Below are 18006 nucleotides of genomic sequence, written 5' to 3'. Positions count from 1 at the left end.
TATTCTGTTAAATTTGCTCCAAATAAAAACTGGTAGTTGGGTTGAAACTTCCCTATGATAGGTTGGTTTGTTAATAACACCGAATTATTCGGTTACTAGTTACTATAGGAGATCTAAAATTGGGAACACACAAAACAAGTAGATTGCTGTATCAAGTTGAAGATTTACCAGTATTTCAGAACCGGATGTATGATTCTGAATTGGAAGCCAAAGACTGTCAAAAAGGTAGTATGCACTTAGTTGAGAGTGCAGCAACGGGATTAATTTACAACGAATCATTTTGTTCCAGCTTAGTTAAGTACGATCAGCATTATCAAAACGAGCAGGCATTAAGCCCGGTGTTTCAAAAGCACTTACAGAATGTTGCCCTGATCATTGAAGACAAGATTGGAAAAACAGATTTAGTGGAAGTCGGATGCGGCAAGGGTTTTTTCTTAGAGCTGCTTACGAACAAAGGTTTTAACGTTACCGGTTTCGATCCAACATACGAAGGGAGCAATCCTAATATTCAGCGCGAGTATTTTACTTCCGGTCTGGGATTTCACTCGAGAGGTTTGGTCTTGCGACATGTCCTGGAACACATACAAGACCCGGTCAATTTTCTCTTTCAGTTAAAAGATGCTAACAAAGGAGAGGGTAAAATTTACATTGAAGTTCCTTGTTTTGACTGGATATGTCAACGTCGAGCCTGGTTTGATATCTATTATGAGCACGTTAATTATTTCCGATTATCGGACTTTCACCGTCTGTTTTCAAATGTTATGGATAGCGGTCAGCTATTTGGTGGACAGTATATTTATGTTGTGGCTGAACTTGCCAGTTTACAAGTGCCAAAAATTGACTTCTATGATCGTGTAGATTTTCCGTCTAATTTTCTGTTAAAATTAACACAACATGAGTCAAAAGAAACTGACAGAATAGGGGTCTGGGGAGGAGCATCCAAAGGTGTGATATTTTCCCTATTGATGTCGCGATTAGGTAACACAATAAGTGCTGTGATTGATATTAATCCTGCGAAGCAAAAAAGATACTTGCCTGCTACGGGTATAAAGGTGAGTTCTCCAGTAGAAGTTTTTGATCTACTTCCCAAAGATTCAAAATTGTTTGTAATGAATTCTAATTATCTAGAAGAAATTAGGGAAATGTCCCGCCATTGTTTTAATTATGTGAGTATTGATAATGATTAATTTTAAACATGAAGTCCAAGCAAGAATTGACCAAGTAAATGAAAACGCTCTATTGTGCGAGGCTGGCAATAGATTCCTGGAAACTTCCATCCTCAGTAAATATTCTTACAATTTTTCCTGGCTAGGTCGTCCGATTATTCAATATCCCCAAGACATTGTTGCCATGCAAGAATTGATCTGGTCCATCCAACCAGATTTAATTATTGAAACCGGTATAGCTCATGGTGGATCTTTGATTTTTTCCGCTTCCATGCTAGAACTTAACGCTTTATGTGGAGGTCCTCAAAATGCCGAGGTTTTGGGCATTGACATTGATATTCGTCAACACAACCGAGAAGCTATCGAAACCCATCCGATGTTTAAGCGAATTTCCATGATTCAAGGTTCAAGTATCGCATCAGAGGTAATTGAGGAAGTGAAATCCAAAGCAGCAGACAAGCAAAAGATTCTTGTTTGCTTAGACAGTAATCATACCCATAGTCACGTATTAGCAGAACTTGAGTCCTATGCTCCTCTAACATCCGTGGGAAGTTATTGCGTTGTTTTTGATACTGTAGTAGAAGATCTACCAGGGGACATGTTTAGCGACAGACCTTGGGGTCCCGGTAACAACCCCAAGACCGCCGTTTGGGAATATCTCAAAACCCACCCGGAATTTGCGATCGATAAGAGTATTCAGCATAAGTTGCTGATCACCGTCGCTCCAGATGGGTATTTGAAACGGATCGCTTGAATCTCCTTCCCCAGTTCTCAGATTTGCTTCCAACAGTCTAATACTCTCCCATAAAAACATATATCTCATCAAAACGAAACTAGCAATGCTCAAACGTAATCTAATTGCCAACTACCTAGGTCAGATTTGGAAGGGTGTAATGGCGCTGGGATTCTTGCCTTTGTATATTCATTACATTGGCATTGAGTCCTATGGGTTAATAGGTTTGTTTGGAGTAGTAACTGTTTGGTTAAATCTGTTAGATATGGGTATGACTCCTACCTTGAGCCGAGAGATGGCCCGTTTTACTGGGGGTGAACACACTACTGAGTCAATCAAAGACCTGCTGCGCAGTATTGAAATTGTTACCTTTATCACTGCTGCTTTAATTGCGCTTATCCTTGCTCTTGGTTCTGAGTGGCTAGCCAGTTCTTGGATCCAATCCAAAGATCTATCTATAGCAACGGTATCTGATGCTTTTAGGATTATGGGACTAGTTAGCGCCCTGCGATTTATAGAAACCATTTACAGTGGTAGTTTGGTGGGTCTGCAACAGCAAGTGCTGTTCAACACAATGAACATTGTTTTGTCCACCCTGCGGGGTTTAGGGTCAGTAGCAATTTTAGCCTGGGGTTCTCCTACCATTCAGGCCTTCTTTCTTTGGCAAGGACTGATTTCCATAGTGACCCTGGTTGCATTATCCTTTGCAATATATAAAATATTGCCCCATTCCAATCGTTCTGGAAGGTTTTCTTGGCAGGTATTGGGCGACATTTGGGGTTATGCAGGGGGTATGATTGGTATTACCTTTCTTGCTATGTTACTCACCCAGGTTGATAAAGTTTTACTGTCTAAGCTTTTAACACTGTCGGAATATGGATATTATACCTTAGCAACCACTGTAGCAGGTGCTTTATATATGTTAATAAGTCCAATAACACAAGCTTGGTTTCCGCGATTAACTCAACTCTTTGCGTCTCAAGACTTTTCCACGTTGAACCGAACCTATCATCAAGGAGCGCAATTAGTAACCGTAGTAATGGGGAGCACTGCCATGGTGCTGATCTTCTTTTCGGAAACCTTTCTTCAGCTTTGGGGTAAGAATTCGGAATTGGCTGAGCGGGTCGCCCCTTTGCTGAGTATTTTAGTACTGGGGAATATGCTCAATAGTCTAATGTGGATTCCTTACCAAACCCAACTTGCTTATGGTTGGACTAGACTAGGACTGCAAATTAATACTGTAGCAGTTGTCTTTATTGTCCCTGCTGTTTTGTGGTTGACCCCTATGTATGGGGCAATAGGAGCATCTTGGGCATGGGTAAGTCTTAATGCTGGTTATGTTTTGATAGGTATACACTTCATGCACCGTCGTATTCTAAAAACTGAGAAATGGTTTTGGTATCGGCAAGATTTGCTCTATCCACTGATTTCAGCTGGTGCTGTTGTATTTGTCATCCGTTGCTTTTTCCCCAGTCCGGTCGGCCTGTTTCCTCAACTGGGAACATTGGCTTTAGCTTCTGTTAGTAGTTTCCTTGCGGCTACGTTAGGTGCTAATATGGTACGTAAACAAGTAAAGACAGTTTTTGTCAGTTCCTTAAATACTTTAATTTCTAAGAGAAATCCACAAAAAAGATGATCCAATAACTATGAGGAGAATGATTTTCCGGTCCATTATCCTGATTAATTACCAGTTTGAGTAAAACGGTGTTTGACAGTTTGCCACCACCTTTAAGTTTGGTAATTTTGTTTCTACCCGCTTCCGTCCACTACGCCGGAAACCATCAATAAAAGGCTGACCACTCTCCAACTCCCGCATACCTTTTCGGATGGAATGGACGTACCATCCTAATTCCCGTTCTGCTAAAATCTGTCCGCCTATTCCCAAACTTTTGACCACTTCTGCCATGAATTGTCTTCGATCAGTTCCCTTGAGTTTGTTGGCTGTTTTTATGTACGGGGATTTTAGGTCCTCTGTGAGTTGAATGATGGATTTTGGACGCATGAGGTTGGCTGCACACTTAAATTATTGTCTCTCATTATAGGATCAATTATTCTATGGAGTTCTTTAAACCGCTTGTAACTATCGGCATACCGACTTACAACCGACCAAAGGGTCTAAAACACACTATGGAATGCGCAGTGAATCAAACTTATGCAAATCTGGAGATTTTGGTGGCTGACAACTGTACAGAGCCAAAAGAAGACGTTACCAAAATCGTTGAAGTGCATAAAATTGACTCCAGAGTTCGCTACGTACGTCATGAGAAAAACATGGGTCCGTTGTTCAATTTTGAGTTTTTATTCAGTAATGCAAAAGGAAAATACCTCATAATCTTTCCGGATGATGACCATTATGATGATCCAAACCTCATTGAAAAATATGTCCAATCATTGGAATTGGCACCTGCTGCTTCCGGTGCTATGGCTACAGTAGACTACATCGATAGTAGCGGTGAGGCCTTTATTCGCGATGAACCTCCATATCAACTTGATGGTTCTCTAATTGAAAGACTAAGAGTATATTTAATTAATAACATTACAGATCATATAATGTATGGCATGTTTTGCACCCATTATGTGAGGGACTATAAGTTTGAAAGGGATGTGTATACGCCAGAAAAATTCCTGATTCTCCATTTACTAGTTAAGGGACCAATTATTGATTGCTTTGGTGCCGGGTACAAGAACATTTACTCATTTAAGACACGAGAAGAAATAGACAGACTGTACAATCGCCCGCCGACTAAGAATCATCACTTGCTGTGGGTTAGAAGAGCATATTCTTGCTTACCATTCTTTCAAGCCCTTGCTATTTGTGTAATATACTTGTCAATTAAAACCCCTAAATTATCTTGGCCAATTAGAAAGGTATTGCAAATTCCCAAGGTCCATCCGGGACGCACTCACTTTCATGACCCAATCACCCCAAAAAATAGACCTGTTGGGAAATAGTGATTAAAATACCAGAAATCCTTATGCAGTCTAGGTTTGAGGGGTTTCACGGTATAATTCCCGAAATCCTTGTCGGAAAAGCCTTTCAGGGATATTCTGGCTTATTACCCAACAACTATATTGAAGAAGAAATTTCTGTAAGGGTTATCTGTTAGGTCTTTTCAGTTATCAGTTCCCTCCCTGAACTGCGAAATTTATTTTGCACGACCACTTATTAGAATGGTGAAAACCGAATTAAGTCTTGGATCCGGCAGTCGATTCAACTCCTCTAAAGAGATTGTTTACAACTACTTTGTACTAGGCTCGGCTTTTTTAATCTCATTTTTGCTGACCCGATTGCTCATTGATATGCCTCTTGCTGCAATAGTTGCAGTGGATTTGTGTTTCAGCGCATATTTTGTTTACCTGTTCAGACGATATCACTACTCCGTACTATTCTGGCTGCACCCCTTTCTGCTTTTGATCATTAGCCTTAGCGTCGCCAACAATTGGTTTGACAATGGTGATGGAGTGGCGCACACTCAGGAAGCGGTAAGGGTTATCCAAACCGGACTCATTGCCAGAATTACTCAAGTTTCCCGTGAATACGGAACAACTAATCCGTTACTCATCTCTAAGGTACTATCACTGGGAGCAGTGCCTGGCTTTGCCATTCCAAGAATACTCCTCGAAAAAGCACCTCAGGAAGCCTATATCATCTCCCAAAATTTAGTGATCCTGATCCTTTTAGCAGCCTTCCTACCTTTGGTGAGAAGTTGGAATGTCGCAAGCGAAAAGATACTTCTGATATTCGCATTGTTCCTGGGTCTCTCTCCATCACTCCTCGTGTTCACCTATGCGCCTCATAGGCATTTCGTGACCCAATTCTCCCTAGTCGCTTTGTTCTTTGGTCATTTGGCGATTAGTAAGAGAATTAGTTGGGATCGGACAGCTGTATATTTCTTGGGAATTACCTTGGTGATATTAAGTAAACCGGCTTATTTGCTTCTTTATGGATTCTTCTTTCTTGTAGAACGGTTTTCGAATCAACTTTTTGAATACAAAAGTGTTTTAGTTCGGAACACAAGGAACCTAAAAATAGTATCTTTAATCCTTTTTGTGGCATCTAGCATGTATTTGTATTCAGATCTACAGAATTTCTTTCTGGATGCTGCGGAAGGAATCAGAGAGCAAGCTAAAGTTGTGTCATCAAGTGTTACATATCCGGGGCAAAACTTGCCCATCATCAGTATTTTGTACAAATATGTTTTTGCATTATTGTCTCCTTTTCCATGGTACAAGTATAATTTTATCATCCAAGTTCATTTTGGAGGGTCTTGGCTACATTTTTTCCTACACATGCTGTCGGCAATCACAGGAGTCTATCTTTTTCTTGCCGTGATATTAGGGTGGAAAAGACTTAAAATTTTGGATCCGGTTGTCAGATCCAGCCTACTGTTTGGTCTGTGCATCAGCCTTGGCGTTTTAGGCGGTGCTACGGCTTTTCACAATTACATCACCCCTTCCTTTGTTTTCTTAGTACCCATGTTGCTATACCGTTCATTCCGCATACCATGGACCTATCCACTTTTATTTATTCTGATTATGGAATTTACTACTTACGTTTTCCAGCATGCAAGGCTATTCAGATATTAGACCTGTTTGGAAATAGTGATTAAAATACCAGAAATCCTTTAATATCTTCCATCCAATGAACATAACTGATTTGTTGACACATACAAGCTTGAAGATAGCGGAACTTATATAACATTTTATGGTTTAATCTTGTAAATAAGTCCCGCATACTTATTAAACTATTATCCAAGGCATAAGCCAACCAACACTCAACATAAAGACGGCTTTTCAAAACTGGATAATCATTTTTTGGTAACGGTCTGAGGATTTCCTTGACAATCTTGGGGAATGAATTTATGGTCATTATCAAATCAATATTTTGATACGTGTTGCCCGAATTTTAATATATTTTGGGCAATTTTTATCACAAATTTCTTAACATTCAACACTTCTGAAATACAAGATATGATCAAGAGCTTAATCAAAAAAATCATTAAACTTTCTCCTGAAACATCCCTTTTTTTACGTACTCTACGGGATCAATTGGACAGGAATGATCAACCTATTAAAACTCAGTACGGATTTACTCTAGCCGGTAATCGGTTTATGGCCATGGGAGATTTTGAGCCTTCAGAAACTCAAATTGTTCGACACTTACTAAAGGAAGTAGATGTACTAGTAAATATTGGCGCGAATGTTGGTTATTATTGTCTGCATGCTCTCAGTTTAGGCAAACCTGTAATTGCCGCCGAGCCAATTTCTCGTAACTTACACTACCTTCTGAAGAACATTCGTGATAATGGCTGGGCAAAGCAAGCAGAAATTTTTCCCGTAGCACTGGGTCAAAGTATTGATATTTTGGAAATTTTTGGGGGGGGACAGGGGCCTCCCTAATTAAGGGATGGGCTTCGATACCAGAAAGCTATGTTACTCAAGTTCCCATTATTACCCTTGATCGTCTTTTAGGTAATGCGCTTGAAAATCGCCGCTCCCTAATTTTAGTTGATATTGAGGGAGCAGAGTATATGCTCCTGAAGGGTGCTCTTGCTACTCTTAAACATCACCCTCGTCCGGTATGGATGGTAGAAATTTCAACCACTGAGCACCAACCCTTTGGCACTACAATTAATCCCAACTTTAGCAACACTTTCGATATGTTCCTTAGACATGGATATAAAGCATTTACGGCTGAAGATTCGTCCCAACCCGTCTCTGAGGATTTGATAAAAAGGGTTCAAGTAGGTGAAGCTAAGTTAAAGACCCACAACTTTATATTTCGTTAAAGAGACCGTGCTGGGGTCCTTAATTTAATGGCTGCTATTCAGCTACATGCAATTGTTCACACTGCTGCCCAGCCACAGCTGGGTAAATCGGCATGTAGCTGTTGAAACCTAGCCTTTTTAACGGAATATCATGAAAATATATACATACCTTTGTGGTGGACTGGGAAATCAAATGTTCCAATATGCCACAGCGCGATCGCTTGCTTTGAGTCACAAAGCACATTTAGTCTTAGATAACTGGAGTGGATTTGTTCGAGATTTTCAGTATCGCCGTCACTATGAACTCCATGCTTTACCCATTAGTGGTCGGATCATCCAACCTTGGGAAACTTTACCAATCTGGTTGCATCGTTTTGAAAAACGTTTCCATAAAACTAACTCATTTATTGAAAGCCACTGGTATGGTCAATTCATCTTAGAGACAGAGAAAGCTTATCTTAAACAGCTCAATGGGTTAAGCCTCAATTCTTCATTTTGGCTATTGGGTTACTGGCAAAGTCCTCTATACTTCAAGAACCACACAGACATTTTATTGAAAGAACTCACACCCCATCCACCAAATGATCCTAGATTTTTGAGCTTGGGGCAACAGTTACGTGAGGATGAATCGGTTGCTTTAGGGGTTAGACTGTACGAAGAAAGTACTAATCCTAGCGTACATGCCAAGGGTAGAGTTTTAAAAACACCCAAGGAAATCAACAATGCTATATTGCAACTACTATCTCAATGCCCAAATGCTCGTTTTTTCATCTTCTGCACCCATCGCTCCCCAATCCTGGAAAAGTTAAATCTTCCCGAGAATAGTGTTTTTGTTACCCATGATGATGGTTATGAGGGAACTTTGGAGACGATGTGGCTCCTTTCTCAGTTGATGTTGGTCAGTGCAGGGCTATGGAACTTCTATTTAGATGCAGCATAAATTCAATCGGGATGGGGAAAGTTCTGTCATCCGGAAATATGCTTTTATTTCCCAACAGCTCTATTATTTTATCACACTTTGATTCTTTTTCGGAGATGTCTAATATATTTTGGGCAATTTTTATCACAACTTTCTTAACATTCAACACTTCTGGCGTTAGAGATGTCTCTTATAATGCACAAGACTGGTTTTCTCATTCTGTCAATGCCTAATTATTTTCCATGAATAAATCCCTGGCAATGTTCCCCAAAAGGTTGATCAATAGGCTAATTTTGCTAAGTTGTTTTGTCAGTTTAACACTGCTTCTTACTAATCAGTTAGAAATAGTTATCGCGTGGTGGATCATGCTTTCTTGTTTTATTCCCGCGTTGATATGGGTGACGAAGAGTAGCTTTTTATCTACTAAAATTGTAGTGTGGACAAGCTTCATCACCCAGGCTGTTACCATGCCTATTTTTTACCTTAACCCGAAAAAATATGCTTTTCAGCGTCATCGGCCGTTTAATTTTACCGGACTAGCCTCCTTAGATGTATTTTATAAGATTGGTACATTTCTCTTAGTCTTACTGTTGTTTGTAAGCATTTGGGAAAGGCTAATAAGAAATAGCAAGCGTAAACACTATTTAGTAACCTTAGAAGGAAATACTCATGGGGATCCTTCGTCCACAGTTAACCCATCTAACAGATTGACAATCACCCGATCAACATCTTTGATTTCCTCTGGATCCATAATCCTAATTATCGTCTTGATGATCCCGCTTAACAAAGCGAAGTACTTGAGCATCTACCTGAACCTACCCATGCATTGGATGAGTTTACCCGTTTGTTAAAACCTAGGGGAGTGTTGATTTTGACTGCCCCATTCTATTCCAACGTACATATGGCACCATACCACTTCTGTAGTGGTTTTTCCAAATACTGGTATGAGCATCATTTGGTTCAACGAGATTTTCAGATTACTGAACTCGTAGCTAATGGGGACTGGTATGCCCTTTTGTATCAGGAGATTACTCGTCTAGGCTCGATGGAGCGACAGAGAGGTAATTGGATCTGGCCAATGGCTTATGCCTACGCTTTGCTGGGGTATATGTATTTTACATTGCGTGGTAAGCAGTTCAGAGAGGATCTAGCATGTTTTGGCTGGCATGTGGTAGCAGTAAAAAACTAAGTATATAACTACATAAATGACACAACGTGAAACAAATTCTTATTAAACTTCACTGGCTCATTTCCTCCCAATTTGGCATAGACCCGCTACGCCTGTGGCGATCGCTCCTAGGGTTTCCTGCTTTCATTTCCGATTAATCGATAATTCGCCTGTAATAATTGTCCCAGACCCACCGCTCTGTTTTTGCCTATCCCTTTGTCTGAGAGCGGTGGGTCTTAAGTATATAGCTACATAAATGACACAACGTGAAACAAATTCTTATCAAACTTCACTGGCTCACTTCCTCCCAATTTGGCATAGACCCGCTACGCCTGTGGCGATCGGTCTGTGGACTTCCTACTTTTATTTCTGATTGGTGGAAGTTTAGAAAAACCTATACTGGTAAGATTACTATCATGCCATGCCTACACGATCGTTTTGAAGAAGGTGGCACCACCAAAAGCGAGTATTTTTGGCAAGACCTGCTAGTGTCCCGTTGGGTATATGAAGCCCGACCTCAACTACATGTTGATGTGGGTTCCAGAGTGGATGGTTTTGTTGCTCACGTGGCCAGCTTTCGTGAAGTTGAGGTTTTCGATATTCGTAATATTACAACGCAAGTTCCGGGAATAGTCTTCCGTCAGGCAGATTTCCAAAGTATGAAATCTGTAACTAGTTATACAAATGGGGGGGGGATACTGTGATTCTCTTTCCTGCTTACACGCCATAGAACACTTTGGCTTAGGGCGCTACGGTGATGAAATTAACCCATTTGGTTACGCATCCGGAATTAAAACCATGTCCAAATTGTTAAAACCTGGTGGTAAATTTTATCTTTCCACTCCCATTGGGCGAGAACGTGTGGAATTCAATGCTAATTGGGTGTTTGATCCCAGGACTATCATACGCGTAACAAGTTCAGAAGGGTTACAACTTGAGCAATTGACAGTCATTAGCCAGTATGGTGTTGTCCAAAATATACAAATCAGTGAAGATTCACTTCTTAAACTTGCTATACAAACATATAACCTAGCGATTTTTGTATTTACCAAACTGATTTACTAGTTAATTAGCTTTGTCCATCATCGTGAACTATGACGCAGAAAACCATTTTAGTTACGGGTTCCAGTGGATTAATTGGCAGCGAAGTTGTCAGCTTCTTTGCTGCTCAGGGCTATCAAGTCCATGGCATTGACAACAATCAACGAGAAGTGTTTTTTGGACCTCATGGTTCCACCCGTTGGAACCAACAGCGGTTAAAAGAAAAATTTCCCACTTTTACCCATCATGAGATAGATATAAGAGATCGCTCTGGGATCCTTAATTTAATAGATGCTATTCGGCCACATGCAATTGTTCACACTGCTGCCCAGCCTTCCCACGATCGCGCAGCATCTATTCCCTTTGATGACTTCGATACTAATGCAGTAGGCACTCTAAATCTGTTAGAGGCAACTCGACAGCATTGTCCTGAATCTTCTTTTGTTCACATGTCCACAAATAAAGTCTATGGTGATGCTCCTAACCAATTACCTCTAGTAGAACTGGAAACTCGTTGGGAATTTGCCCTTGGACCTTGGAACAACGGAATTCCAGAAAACTTTACTATAGATCAGTCTAAGCACTCTTTATTTGGAGCTTCTAAGGTAGCTGCTGACATTCTTGTTCAGGAATATGGACGATACTTTAACATACCAACTTGTTGCCTACGAGGAGGTTGCTTGACTGGTCCAAGCCATAGTGGTGTGGAACTACATGGGTTTCTTAGTTACTTGATTAGATGTAATGTAGAAAGTAAACAATACACCGTTTATGGTTATAAAGCCAAGCAGGTGCGAGATAATATCCACGCTTGGGATGTGGCTAATTTTATAGGGGAGTTTATCCAATCCCCCAGAATTGCGGAAGTATATAATCTAGGAGGTGGTAAGGGTAATAGTATTTCCATGATAGAATCTTTTGCTTTAATTGAGTCGATCAGTGGTAAGCCCATGGATTACCAGTATTCAGAAAAGGCTCGGGAGGGAGATCACATTGTCTACTACAGCGACCTCAGCAAAATGCAATCTCACTATCCCAATTGGCAAATCACTAAAGGCTTGCCAGAGATTTTTCAGGAAATCTACCATAGCTGGGTAAATCGGCATGTAGCTGTTGGAACTTAGCCTTTTCAACAAAATATCATGAAAATATACACATACCTTTGTGGTGGACTGGGAAATCAAATGTTCCAATATGCCACAGCGCGATCGCTTGCTTTGAGTCACAAAGCACATTTAGTCTTAGATAACTGGAGTGGATTTGTTCGAGATTTTCAGTATCGCCGTCACTATGAACTCCATGCTTTACCCATTAGTGGTCGGACCATCCAAACTTGGGAAACGTTACCAATCTGGTTACATCGTTTGGAAAAACGTTTAGACAGAAAAAACTCGTTTATTGAAATACACTGGTATGGTCAATTCATCTTAGAGACAGAGAAGGCTTATCTTAAGCAGCTCAATGGGTTAAACCTCAATTCTTCCTTTTGGCTATTGGGTTACTGGCAAAGTCCTCTGTACTTCAAAAACCACACAGACACTTTACTGAGAGAACTTACACCTCCCTCGCCAACTGATCCTAGATTTTTGAGTTTGGGGCAACAGTTACGTGAAGATGAATCCGTTGCTTTAGGGGTTAGATTGTACGAAGAAAGTACTAATCCTAGCGTGCATGCTAAGGGTGGAGTTTTAAAAACACCCAAGGAAATCAACAATGCTATATTGCAACTACTATCTCAACGCCCAAATGCTCGTTTTTTCATCTTCTGCACCCATCGCTCCCCAATCCTGGAAAAGTTAAATCTTCCCGAGAATAGTGTTTTTGTTACCCATGATGATGGTTATGAGGGAACTTTGGAGAGGATGTGGCTCCTTTCTCAGTGTCGCCACCATGTGTTTACCAATAGTTCTTATTATTGGTGGGGGGCTTGGTTAAGCCAGAAGCTGCATGACAAACAGCTGATTTTTGCGGCTGATAATTTTATTAACAGTGATAGTTTTTGCCATGGTTGGGAGAGATTTTAAACTTGTGATTTTGCTTACTTTGCTAGTGACCATTTTTTGAGATTTTAGAATGCTCGCAGTGTAGACACCGTCAGAATGCTCGCAGTGTAGACACCGTCAACTTGATACGGGATCTTGCCACAACCCGAAAAAATCTGCTTATTGAGCAGTTCCTAGCACGTAATGATGTAGCTGTAAAACTTTAAAACTTATTATGAAACTCTTGATAGTTGGTACCTGGCGTTGGGTTCAGTATGAGGATGCCTTTTCTAAAGGTCTTGAGGGAAACGGAGTGGAAGTCAGCCGGTTTTCCACAAGTTCCTATTTTTCAGGTTGGTTCGGATCCCTTCAGTTAAGGTTGCCACTACCCGGATGGGCATTGTTAGGTCTGAATAGAGATCTGATTCGTCAGTCAGAGCAGGAACGGCCGGACTGGATTCTGTTCTGGCGATCCACCCATGTGCTACCCTCAACACTGCGAAAGCTCCGTCGGTTAGGCATCAAGACTGTCTCATACAACAACGATGACCCCCTTGGACCAAAGGCTCATGGACGGTTACCCTGGCATCACCACTGGCTTTGGTTTTGGTATCTGCGCTGTCTTCCTGAGTTCGACTGTAATTTCTTCTACCGTAAGATTAATTGTCGGGAAGCCCTGGTAGAGCATGGTGTCCGCCATGCAGAAGTGCTGATGCCCTACTTTATTCCTCAACAGGATCGCCCGGTGGACTTGACATTGCAGGATCAGGAGAGATTTTCGACTGACTTGGTTTTCGTAGGCCACTACGAGCCTGATGGTCGAGAACGAACTATACGATCACTCATAGATGCTGGAATTGAGGTCAAGATCTGGAGTGGGGGTGATTGGCCACGTCATGCTCTTGGTCATTTGTATGATCGCCTTAAGCCTATAGAACCAGCCCTCGGAGATAATTACGCCAAAGCGCTTTGTGGTGCAAAGATCTGTCTAGCGTTTCTCTCAAAGTTGAATAGGGATACCTACACCAGACGGTGTTTTGAAATTCCCGCCTGTGGGCGGCTAATGTTGGCAGAGCGCACCGACGACCTAATGTGCATGTTCAGGGAAGATGAGGAGGCCTGCTTCTTTTCCTCCAATGACGAACTGATCGAAAAAGTACGCTGGTTACTGGCGAATCCTAGTATCCGGGAATATATCGCCGCTGCAGGGCTGCGCCGCGTGTGGGCAGATGGGCATGATGTAAACAGCAGAGCCAAACAATTTCTAAAAGCTATAACCAATGAACATTAAAGATCTTTATCGGCAAAGGGATAACATCCCAGGTATCAAAGGAAAGCTCCTGAGATTCTGTATTTGGTGGTGGAAGAATATTGTTCCGCCACATCCTCACCCTGGAATAGCTCTAAGTGAGCGACACTTTAACAAGTATCTAAATGGGCGAGGGTGAAAACACCCCCCCACAAGTTTAATTTTGGACCCAATAAAATCACCCAAATAGACTTAAAACCTTTGGAACTTGTAGATATAGTGGTTGATGCGGAAGAAATGAGTCAGCACTTAACTCAACAATATGATTATTTAGCAAATTGTTCCATGCTTGAACATACTCCCCATCCTTGGAAGGTGATTGAGCAAATCAATGCCTTGCTGAGACCTGGTGGTATTGTGTACATTTCTATTCCATGGCTTTACTTGGTTACTCTATCCATTAGGTCTGGTCGAGCGGTTCTTCCGTCTCCGCAATCGGACATATTATAGAGTCGATTCTCAACTTTATATCGTTGCACGTAAACTACTATGAATCCATCCATTGAGCCAGTTGGACGATGGTTACCCGTAAAACGGGTTGTATCCTATTTCATTTGCCATCCGCTTGTTAATTGGACAATAGGTATCATTTTCCAAAACCTTATCCCACATCAAGGCAGCCGTATTTTAGTTCCCCCAGGGGGGGGGAAGCTAAAATCTTACCTGTTCTTTGGGCTCTATGAAAGTGCCGAAATCAGGATGATTAATAAGTATTTACCAGTTAATATGGACGTTATCGAACTTGGTAGTAGTATTGGAGGTGTTTCATGTGTCCTTGCTAAAAAGCTGTCACCACAGAATAAGCTTATTTGTGTTGAAGCTAACCCAAATCTTTTGAACCTTTTAGCCAAAAACTTGACTGTGAATGCTCCAGAGAAAAAAACAAAGATCATAAATGGAGCGGTCACTTATAATGGGCTTGATGAAGTTAGTTTTTCGATAAGCCACTGTCCCCTTTCTTCATCCCTTGGAGAAGGAGACACCGCATTACTAGTGCCCGCAATACAACTAAAAGATATAATACAGTCCGAAGACCTCACTGATTACACATTGGTTTGTGATATTGAGGGCGCTGAAGTCGAAATTATTTTTAACGATACTGAATCTTTGTTAGCATGCAAGTTAGCAATTTTTGAGCTGCATGCTACTACTTACGAGAATAAGCACTTTGATGTTGATAACTTGATTAAACTAATCGAATCACGAACATTACTAAGGCTTATCTCTCGCTACGGATGTGTGTGTACTTTTGCGAGATAATATAAAATCTCGTCTTAACCTCAACGTGCGACTACTTAATTAAAGGTACAATATCATGGCAAAAATCAGGATTGAGTGGTTTAATTGCCAGCCAACTCCTTACAATGATGTCCTCTTCAAATCACTTGCTCTTATCCCAAAAATTGATCTTTCGGTTAATTATCGCTCGCAGGTTTTGTCATCTCATCCGTGGAAATCACCGCTTGGATTAGGCTATAAAAACCGCTTTTATAACACCTTTTTGGGTGTCGATTGGAGGTCCCTAAGTTTGATATTTGACCCAGGCATCTCCCTTTTTGTTATCGCAGGGTGGGATCATCCAACAACTCTTATTCTACTCTCGCTGCTTAGACTTTTGGGTCGGACATACTCAATCTGGACAGATGTACCAAGACCACGCAAAAAAAACTCACCACATCTACGAGAATGGGCAAGAGATAGGTGGCTAAAATGGATTATGCTCGGTGCGAAGGCCATCTTTGGAACGGGTAGTCCTGGAATCAATGCTTTAATTCGTATGGGATCAGCACCGAAAAGAACGAGAAATCTACCTTTTGTTTTAGATCTAGAAAAATACCCTACATGGCAAGTTCTAGAGATAAAATATGAATACCCTTATCCTTTGCGTTTTATCAGTTCGGGAAGATTAAAGAATTCTGTAAAGGGCCATGACATAAGTATTCGTGCAGTTGCTGCCGCGTTAGGTTCGAATCAAAATTGGGAATATGAGATCGCAGGGACAGGACCGGATCTAAAAGAACTTCAAGATCTTGCTCGGGGTCTCGGTATCGAAGATTATATCCGTTTTTTAGGTTGGGTGGAGCCTTCTGAACTCATTCATCGAATGTCAAGAAGTCATATACTAATACACTCGAGTCCTGTTCATGACCCCTATCCAAATGCGGTATTGGAGGGGATGGCTGCAGGTTGTATTGTGATGGCATCAGATGTCTGTGGCTCAGCTATTGATCGAATTGAGAACAAAATCAGTGGCTTCATCCATAGGGCTGGTGATTGGCAACAACTCTCCACACAAATCAGAGAATTACGTGCCATTGGTTCTGACATTATGTTGATCGCTAAGTCAGCCCGAATCCAATCCGAAACCTGGACTGTAGAGCGATCAATACAACCCCTGCTCGAAGTAATAAATAGTACAGAGGAATTGATGCAATGTGCGGAATAGTCGGACTCGCCTCAACCACCCCCCAAACCGATCACCCACAGAGGCCCCGATGATGCAGGGGAGTGGTGGTCGGATAATGGGCACGTAGGTCTCATGGGCACGTAGGTCTGGCCCATCGGCGGTTATCAATTCTTGATCTCTCCCCCCTGGGCCATCAACCCATGCACCTCCCCCAACAGGGCCTGTCTTATGCTATGGATGCAACGAAATCTGAAACATATACCCAATTGGCTATCGAGTTATCAAAAAAACTGTATGTTCATATCTAACAACAGAGCTGACCGAAACCAAATTGTAATTGGAATTGATGCAACTAATATTAGAAATGGCGGTGGTGTAACTCATTTAACTGAACTACTAGATGCTGCTGAACCCATAAAGCATGGCATTTCCAGTGTAATTGTATGGGGTGGATCTAAAACTCTACCCGGTTTAAGCGAAAAGCCCTGGTTGAAAAAAATCAATCCCCCACAGCTGAATCAAGGCATTTTCAGTCGTGTTTCTTGGCAAAGCCTGCAATTATCCAAATCCGCTCGACATTTGGGATGCGATTTACTTTTCGTGCCTGGCGGGAGTTATTTTGGTAACTTCCACCCTGTGGTTACCATGAGTCAAAATCTTTTACCCTTCGATCTTCCAGAAATGGAGCGCTATGGCTGGTCATTAAACAGACTAAGAATTTTTTTATTACGTCAATTTCAAAGCCAGAGTTTTAGGAATGCCGATGGTGTAATTTTTTTGACTAAATATGCCAAAGAACGTGTCACTCAAACTACAGGTTTTCTGAAAGGAAAGACAACCATTATTCCTCACGGTTTGAACCTCCGTTTTCGACACTCCGTAAAGCCCCAGATTTCCATCCTGGAATATAGTCCGGAGAACCCCTATCGTATCCTTTACGTTTCAATTGTTGACGTATATAAACATCAATGGAATTTAGTAGAAGCTGTGTCTCTTTTACGTCATTCTGGTTTACCTCTGCAACTAGATCTGGTGGGAACAGCTTATGCTCCTTCTCTAGTTCGACTGCGTAAAACTTTGGATAAATGTGATCCCCGTGGAGATTGGTGCCGTTATCGTGGATCTATTTCTTACCAGAATCTTCATGAATTCTATAGGAAGGCTGACTTAGGTGTATTTGCATCTACCTGTGAAAATATGCCTAATATTCTTTTAGAAACTATGGCATCAGGTTTACCCATTGCTTGTTCTAATAGGGGACCGATGCCGGAAGTTTTAGAAGATGCGGGAGTTTATTTTGACCCAGAATCTGTAGATGAAATTGCCAGCGCTTTAGAAAAACTCATTCATGATCCAGCTCTCAGAGAGGATTTGGCTGAACGTGCATACTTAAAATCTCAGGCTTTTGACTGGAAGCGATGTGCCGAAGAAACATTTGAATTTTTGGCATCGTTTTGCAAGTGAAGTTCCTCAGCAAATCAAGTTTGAATTCGGTGAACCGAGTAATACAGTT

At 41.3% G+C, this 18006-nt stretch carries 19 protein-coding genes and 2 pseudogenes; 18 read left to right on the top strand and 3 right to left on the bottom strand.

Annotated elements, in window-relative coordinates; translation table 11 throughout:
- Positions 1 to 119: 119 nt before the first annotated feature.
- The 3 genes from IAR63_RS02150 (at position 120) to IAR63_RS02140 (ending at position 3535) form a co-directional block, all read left to right on the top strand.
- A complete protein-coding gene (locus IAR63_RS02150) occupies positions 120 to 1187 on the top strand; it encodes a class I SAM-dependent methyltransferase (protein ID WP_223007682.1) in 1068 nt (355 codons plus the stop codon).
- Positions 1180 to 1920 carry a cephalosporin hydroxylase family protein gene (locus IAR63_RS02145; protein WP_187706415.1) on the top strand — a complete coding sequence of 247 codons (741 nt, stop codon included), beginning with the start codon at positions 1180 to 1182 and terminating at the stop codon, positions 1918 to 1920. Before IAR63_RS02150 ends, IAR63_RS02145 begins: the two co-directional genes overlap by 8 nt.
- A gap of 85 nt (positions 1921 to 2005) precedes the next feature.
- On the top strand, positions 2006 to 3535 hold the full coding sequence (locus IAR63_RS02140; protein ID WP_187706414.1) for a lipopolysaccharide biosynthesis protein: 1530 nt from the start codon (positions 2006 to 2008) through the stop codon (positions 3533 to 3535).
- Between the two features lie 93 nt (positions 3536 to 3628).
- Here IAR63_RS02140 and IAR63_RS02135 read toward each other — a convergent pair.
- A pseudogene (locus IAR63_RS02135) lies at positions 3629 to 3901 on the bottom strand (ISAzo13 family transposase); the annotation flags it as partial.
- A 137-nt stretch (positions 3902 to 4038) separates the two neighbouring features.
- Here IAR63_RS02135 and IAR63_RS02130 point away from each other — a divergent pair.
- Both IAR63_RS02130 and IAR63_RS02125 read left to right on the top strand, forming a co-directional pair.
- A complete protein-coding gene (locus IAR63_RS02130; protein ID WP_407927145.1) occupies positions 4039 to 4851 on the top strand; it encodes a glycosyltransferase in 813 nt (270 codons plus the stop codon).
- Positions 4852 to 5070: 219 nt separating this feature from the next.
- Entirely contained in the window at positions 5071 to 6486 is a 1416-nt protein-coding gene (locus IAR63_RS02125; protein WP_187706412.1) for a hypothetical protein, read from the top strand.
- Positions 6487 to 6604: 118 nt separating this feature from the next.
- Here IAR63_RS02125 and IAR63_RS18765 read toward each other — a convergent pair.
- Positions 6605 to 6769: pseudogene (locus tag IAR63_RS18765) on the bottom strand (IS4 family transposase); the annotation flags it as partial.
- A 101-nt stretch (positions 6770 to 6870) separates the two neighbouring features.
- On the opposite strand from IAR63_RS18765, the gene IAR63_RS02115 reads away from it, so the two are divergent.
- The 3 genes from IAR63_RS02115 (at position 6871) to IAR63_RS02105 (ending at position 8607) form a co-directional block, all read left to right on the top strand.
- Positions 6871 to 7299, top strand: coding sequence for a class I SAM-dependent methyltransferase (locus IAR63_RS02115; RefSeq protein WP_187706411.1), 429 nt, complete (start codon positions 6871 to 6873; stop codon positions 7297 to 7299).
- A complete protein-coding gene (locus IAR63_RS18760; protein ID WP_187707325.1) occupies positions 7299 to 7688 on the top strand; it encodes an FkbM family methyltransferase in 390 nt (129 codons plus the stop codon). The genes IAR63_RS02115 and IAR63_RS18760 overlap by 1 nt, the downstream gene beginning before the upstream one ends.
- A 130-nt stretch (positions 7689 to 7818) precedes the next feature.
- Positions 7819 to 8607, top strand: coding sequence for an O-fucosyltransferase family protein (locus tag IAR63_RS02105; RefSeq protein WP_187706410.1), 789 nt, complete (start codon positions 7819 to 7821; stop codon positions 8605 to 8607).
- A 646-nt stretch (positions 8608 to 9253) separates the two neighbouring features.
- Here the strand turns inward: IAR63_RS02105 and IAR63_RS02100 are convergent.
- Complete coding sequence (locus tag IAR63_RS02100; protein WP_187706409.1) at positions 9254 to 9391, bottom strand: hypothetical protein; 138 nt, start codon at positions 9389 to 9391, stop codon at positions 9254 to 9256.
- Between the two features lie 96 nt (positions 9392 to 9487).
- Here IAR63_RS02100 and IAR63_RS02095 point away from each other — a divergent pair, with 96 nt between their 5' ends.
- The 10 genes from IAR63_RS02095 to IAR63_RS02050 all read left to right on the top strand — a co-directional run bounded on the left by IAR63_RS02095 (position 9488) and on the right by IAR63_RS02050 (position 17957).
- Positions 9488 to 9775: a hypothetical protein gene (locus IAR63_RS02095; protein ID WP_187706408.1), complete on the top strand. Its 288-nt coding sequence runs from the start codon at positions 9488 to 9490 to the stop codon at positions 9773 to 9775.
- 245 nt (positions 9776 to 10020) lie between these two features.
- The gene (locus IAR63_RS02090; RefSeq protein ID WP_187706407.1) at positions 10021 to 10458 is read left to right on the top strand and encodes a protein-tyrosine phosphatase family protein; all 438 of its coding nucleotides are present in this window, start codon (positions 10021 to 10023) and stop codon (positions 10456 to 10458) included.
- Positions 10439 to 10819 carry a DUF268 domain-containing protein gene (locus IAR63_RS02085; protein WP_187706406.1) on the top strand — a complete coding sequence of 127 codons (381 nt, stop codon included), beginning with the start codon at positions 10439 to 10441 and terminating at the stop codon, positions 10817 to 10819. Before IAR63_RS02090 ends, IAR63_RS02085 begins: the two co-directional genes overlap by 20 nt.
- Before the next feature lie 29 nt (positions 10820 to 10848).
- On the top strand, positions 10849 to 11919 hold the full coding sequence (locus IAR63_RS02080) for an NAD-dependent epimerase/dehydratase family protein (RefSeq protein WP_187706405.1): 1071 nt from the start codon (positions 10849 to 10851) through the stop codon (positions 11917 to 11919).
- Positions 11920 to 11937: 18 nt separating this feature from the next.
- Positions 11938 to 12819, top strand: a complete 882-nt coding sequence (locus IAR63_RS02075) for an alpha-1,2-fucosyltransferase (protein ID WP_187706404.1) — start codon at positions 11938 to 11940, stop codon at positions 12817 to 12819.
- 193 nt (positions 12820 to 13012) lie between these two features.
- Positions 13013 to 14068, top strand: a complete 1056-nt coding sequence (locus IAR63_RS02070; protein WP_187706403.1) for a CgeB family protein — start codon at positions 13013 to 13015, stop codon at positions 14066 to 14068.
- A gap of 153 nt (positions 14069 to 14221) precedes the next feature.
- A complete protein-coding gene (locus IAR63_RS02065) occupies positions 14222 to 14536 on the top strand; it encodes a class I SAM-dependent methyltransferase (protein ID WP_187706402.1) in 315 nt (104 codons plus the stop codon).
- 39 nt (positions 14537 to 14575) lie between these two features.
- On the top strand, positions 14576 to 15346 hold the full coding sequence (locus IAR63_RS02060) for an FkbM family methyltransferase (RefSeq protein WP_187706401.1): 771 nt from the start codon (positions 14576 to 14578) through the stop codon (positions 15344 to 15346).
- A 55-nt stretch (positions 15347 to 15401) separates the two neighbouring features.
- Positions 15402 to 16532, top strand: a complete 1131-nt coding sequence (locus IAR63_RS02055) for a glycosyltransferase family 4 protein (protein ID WP_187706400.1) — start codon at positions 15402 to 15404, stop codon at positions 16530 to 16532.
- Between the two features lie 255 nt (positions 16533 to 16787).
- Entirely contained in the window at positions 16788 to 17957 is a 1170-nt protein-coding gene (locus IAR63_RS02050; RefSeq protein ID WP_187706399.1) for a glycosyltransferase family 4 protein, read from the top strand.
- The last annotated feature ends 49 nt before the right edge of the window (positions 17958 to 18006 follow it).

Source organism: Cylindrospermopsis curvispora GIHE-G1 (genome assembly GCF_014489415.1).
In the GTDB taxonomy this organism is placed as follows: domain Bacteria; phylum Cyanobacteriota; class Cyanobacteriia; order Cyanobacteriales; family Nostocaceae; genus Raphidiopsis; species Raphidiopsis curvispora_A.
This window is presented reverse-complemented; position numbering and strand designations above follow the sequence as displayed.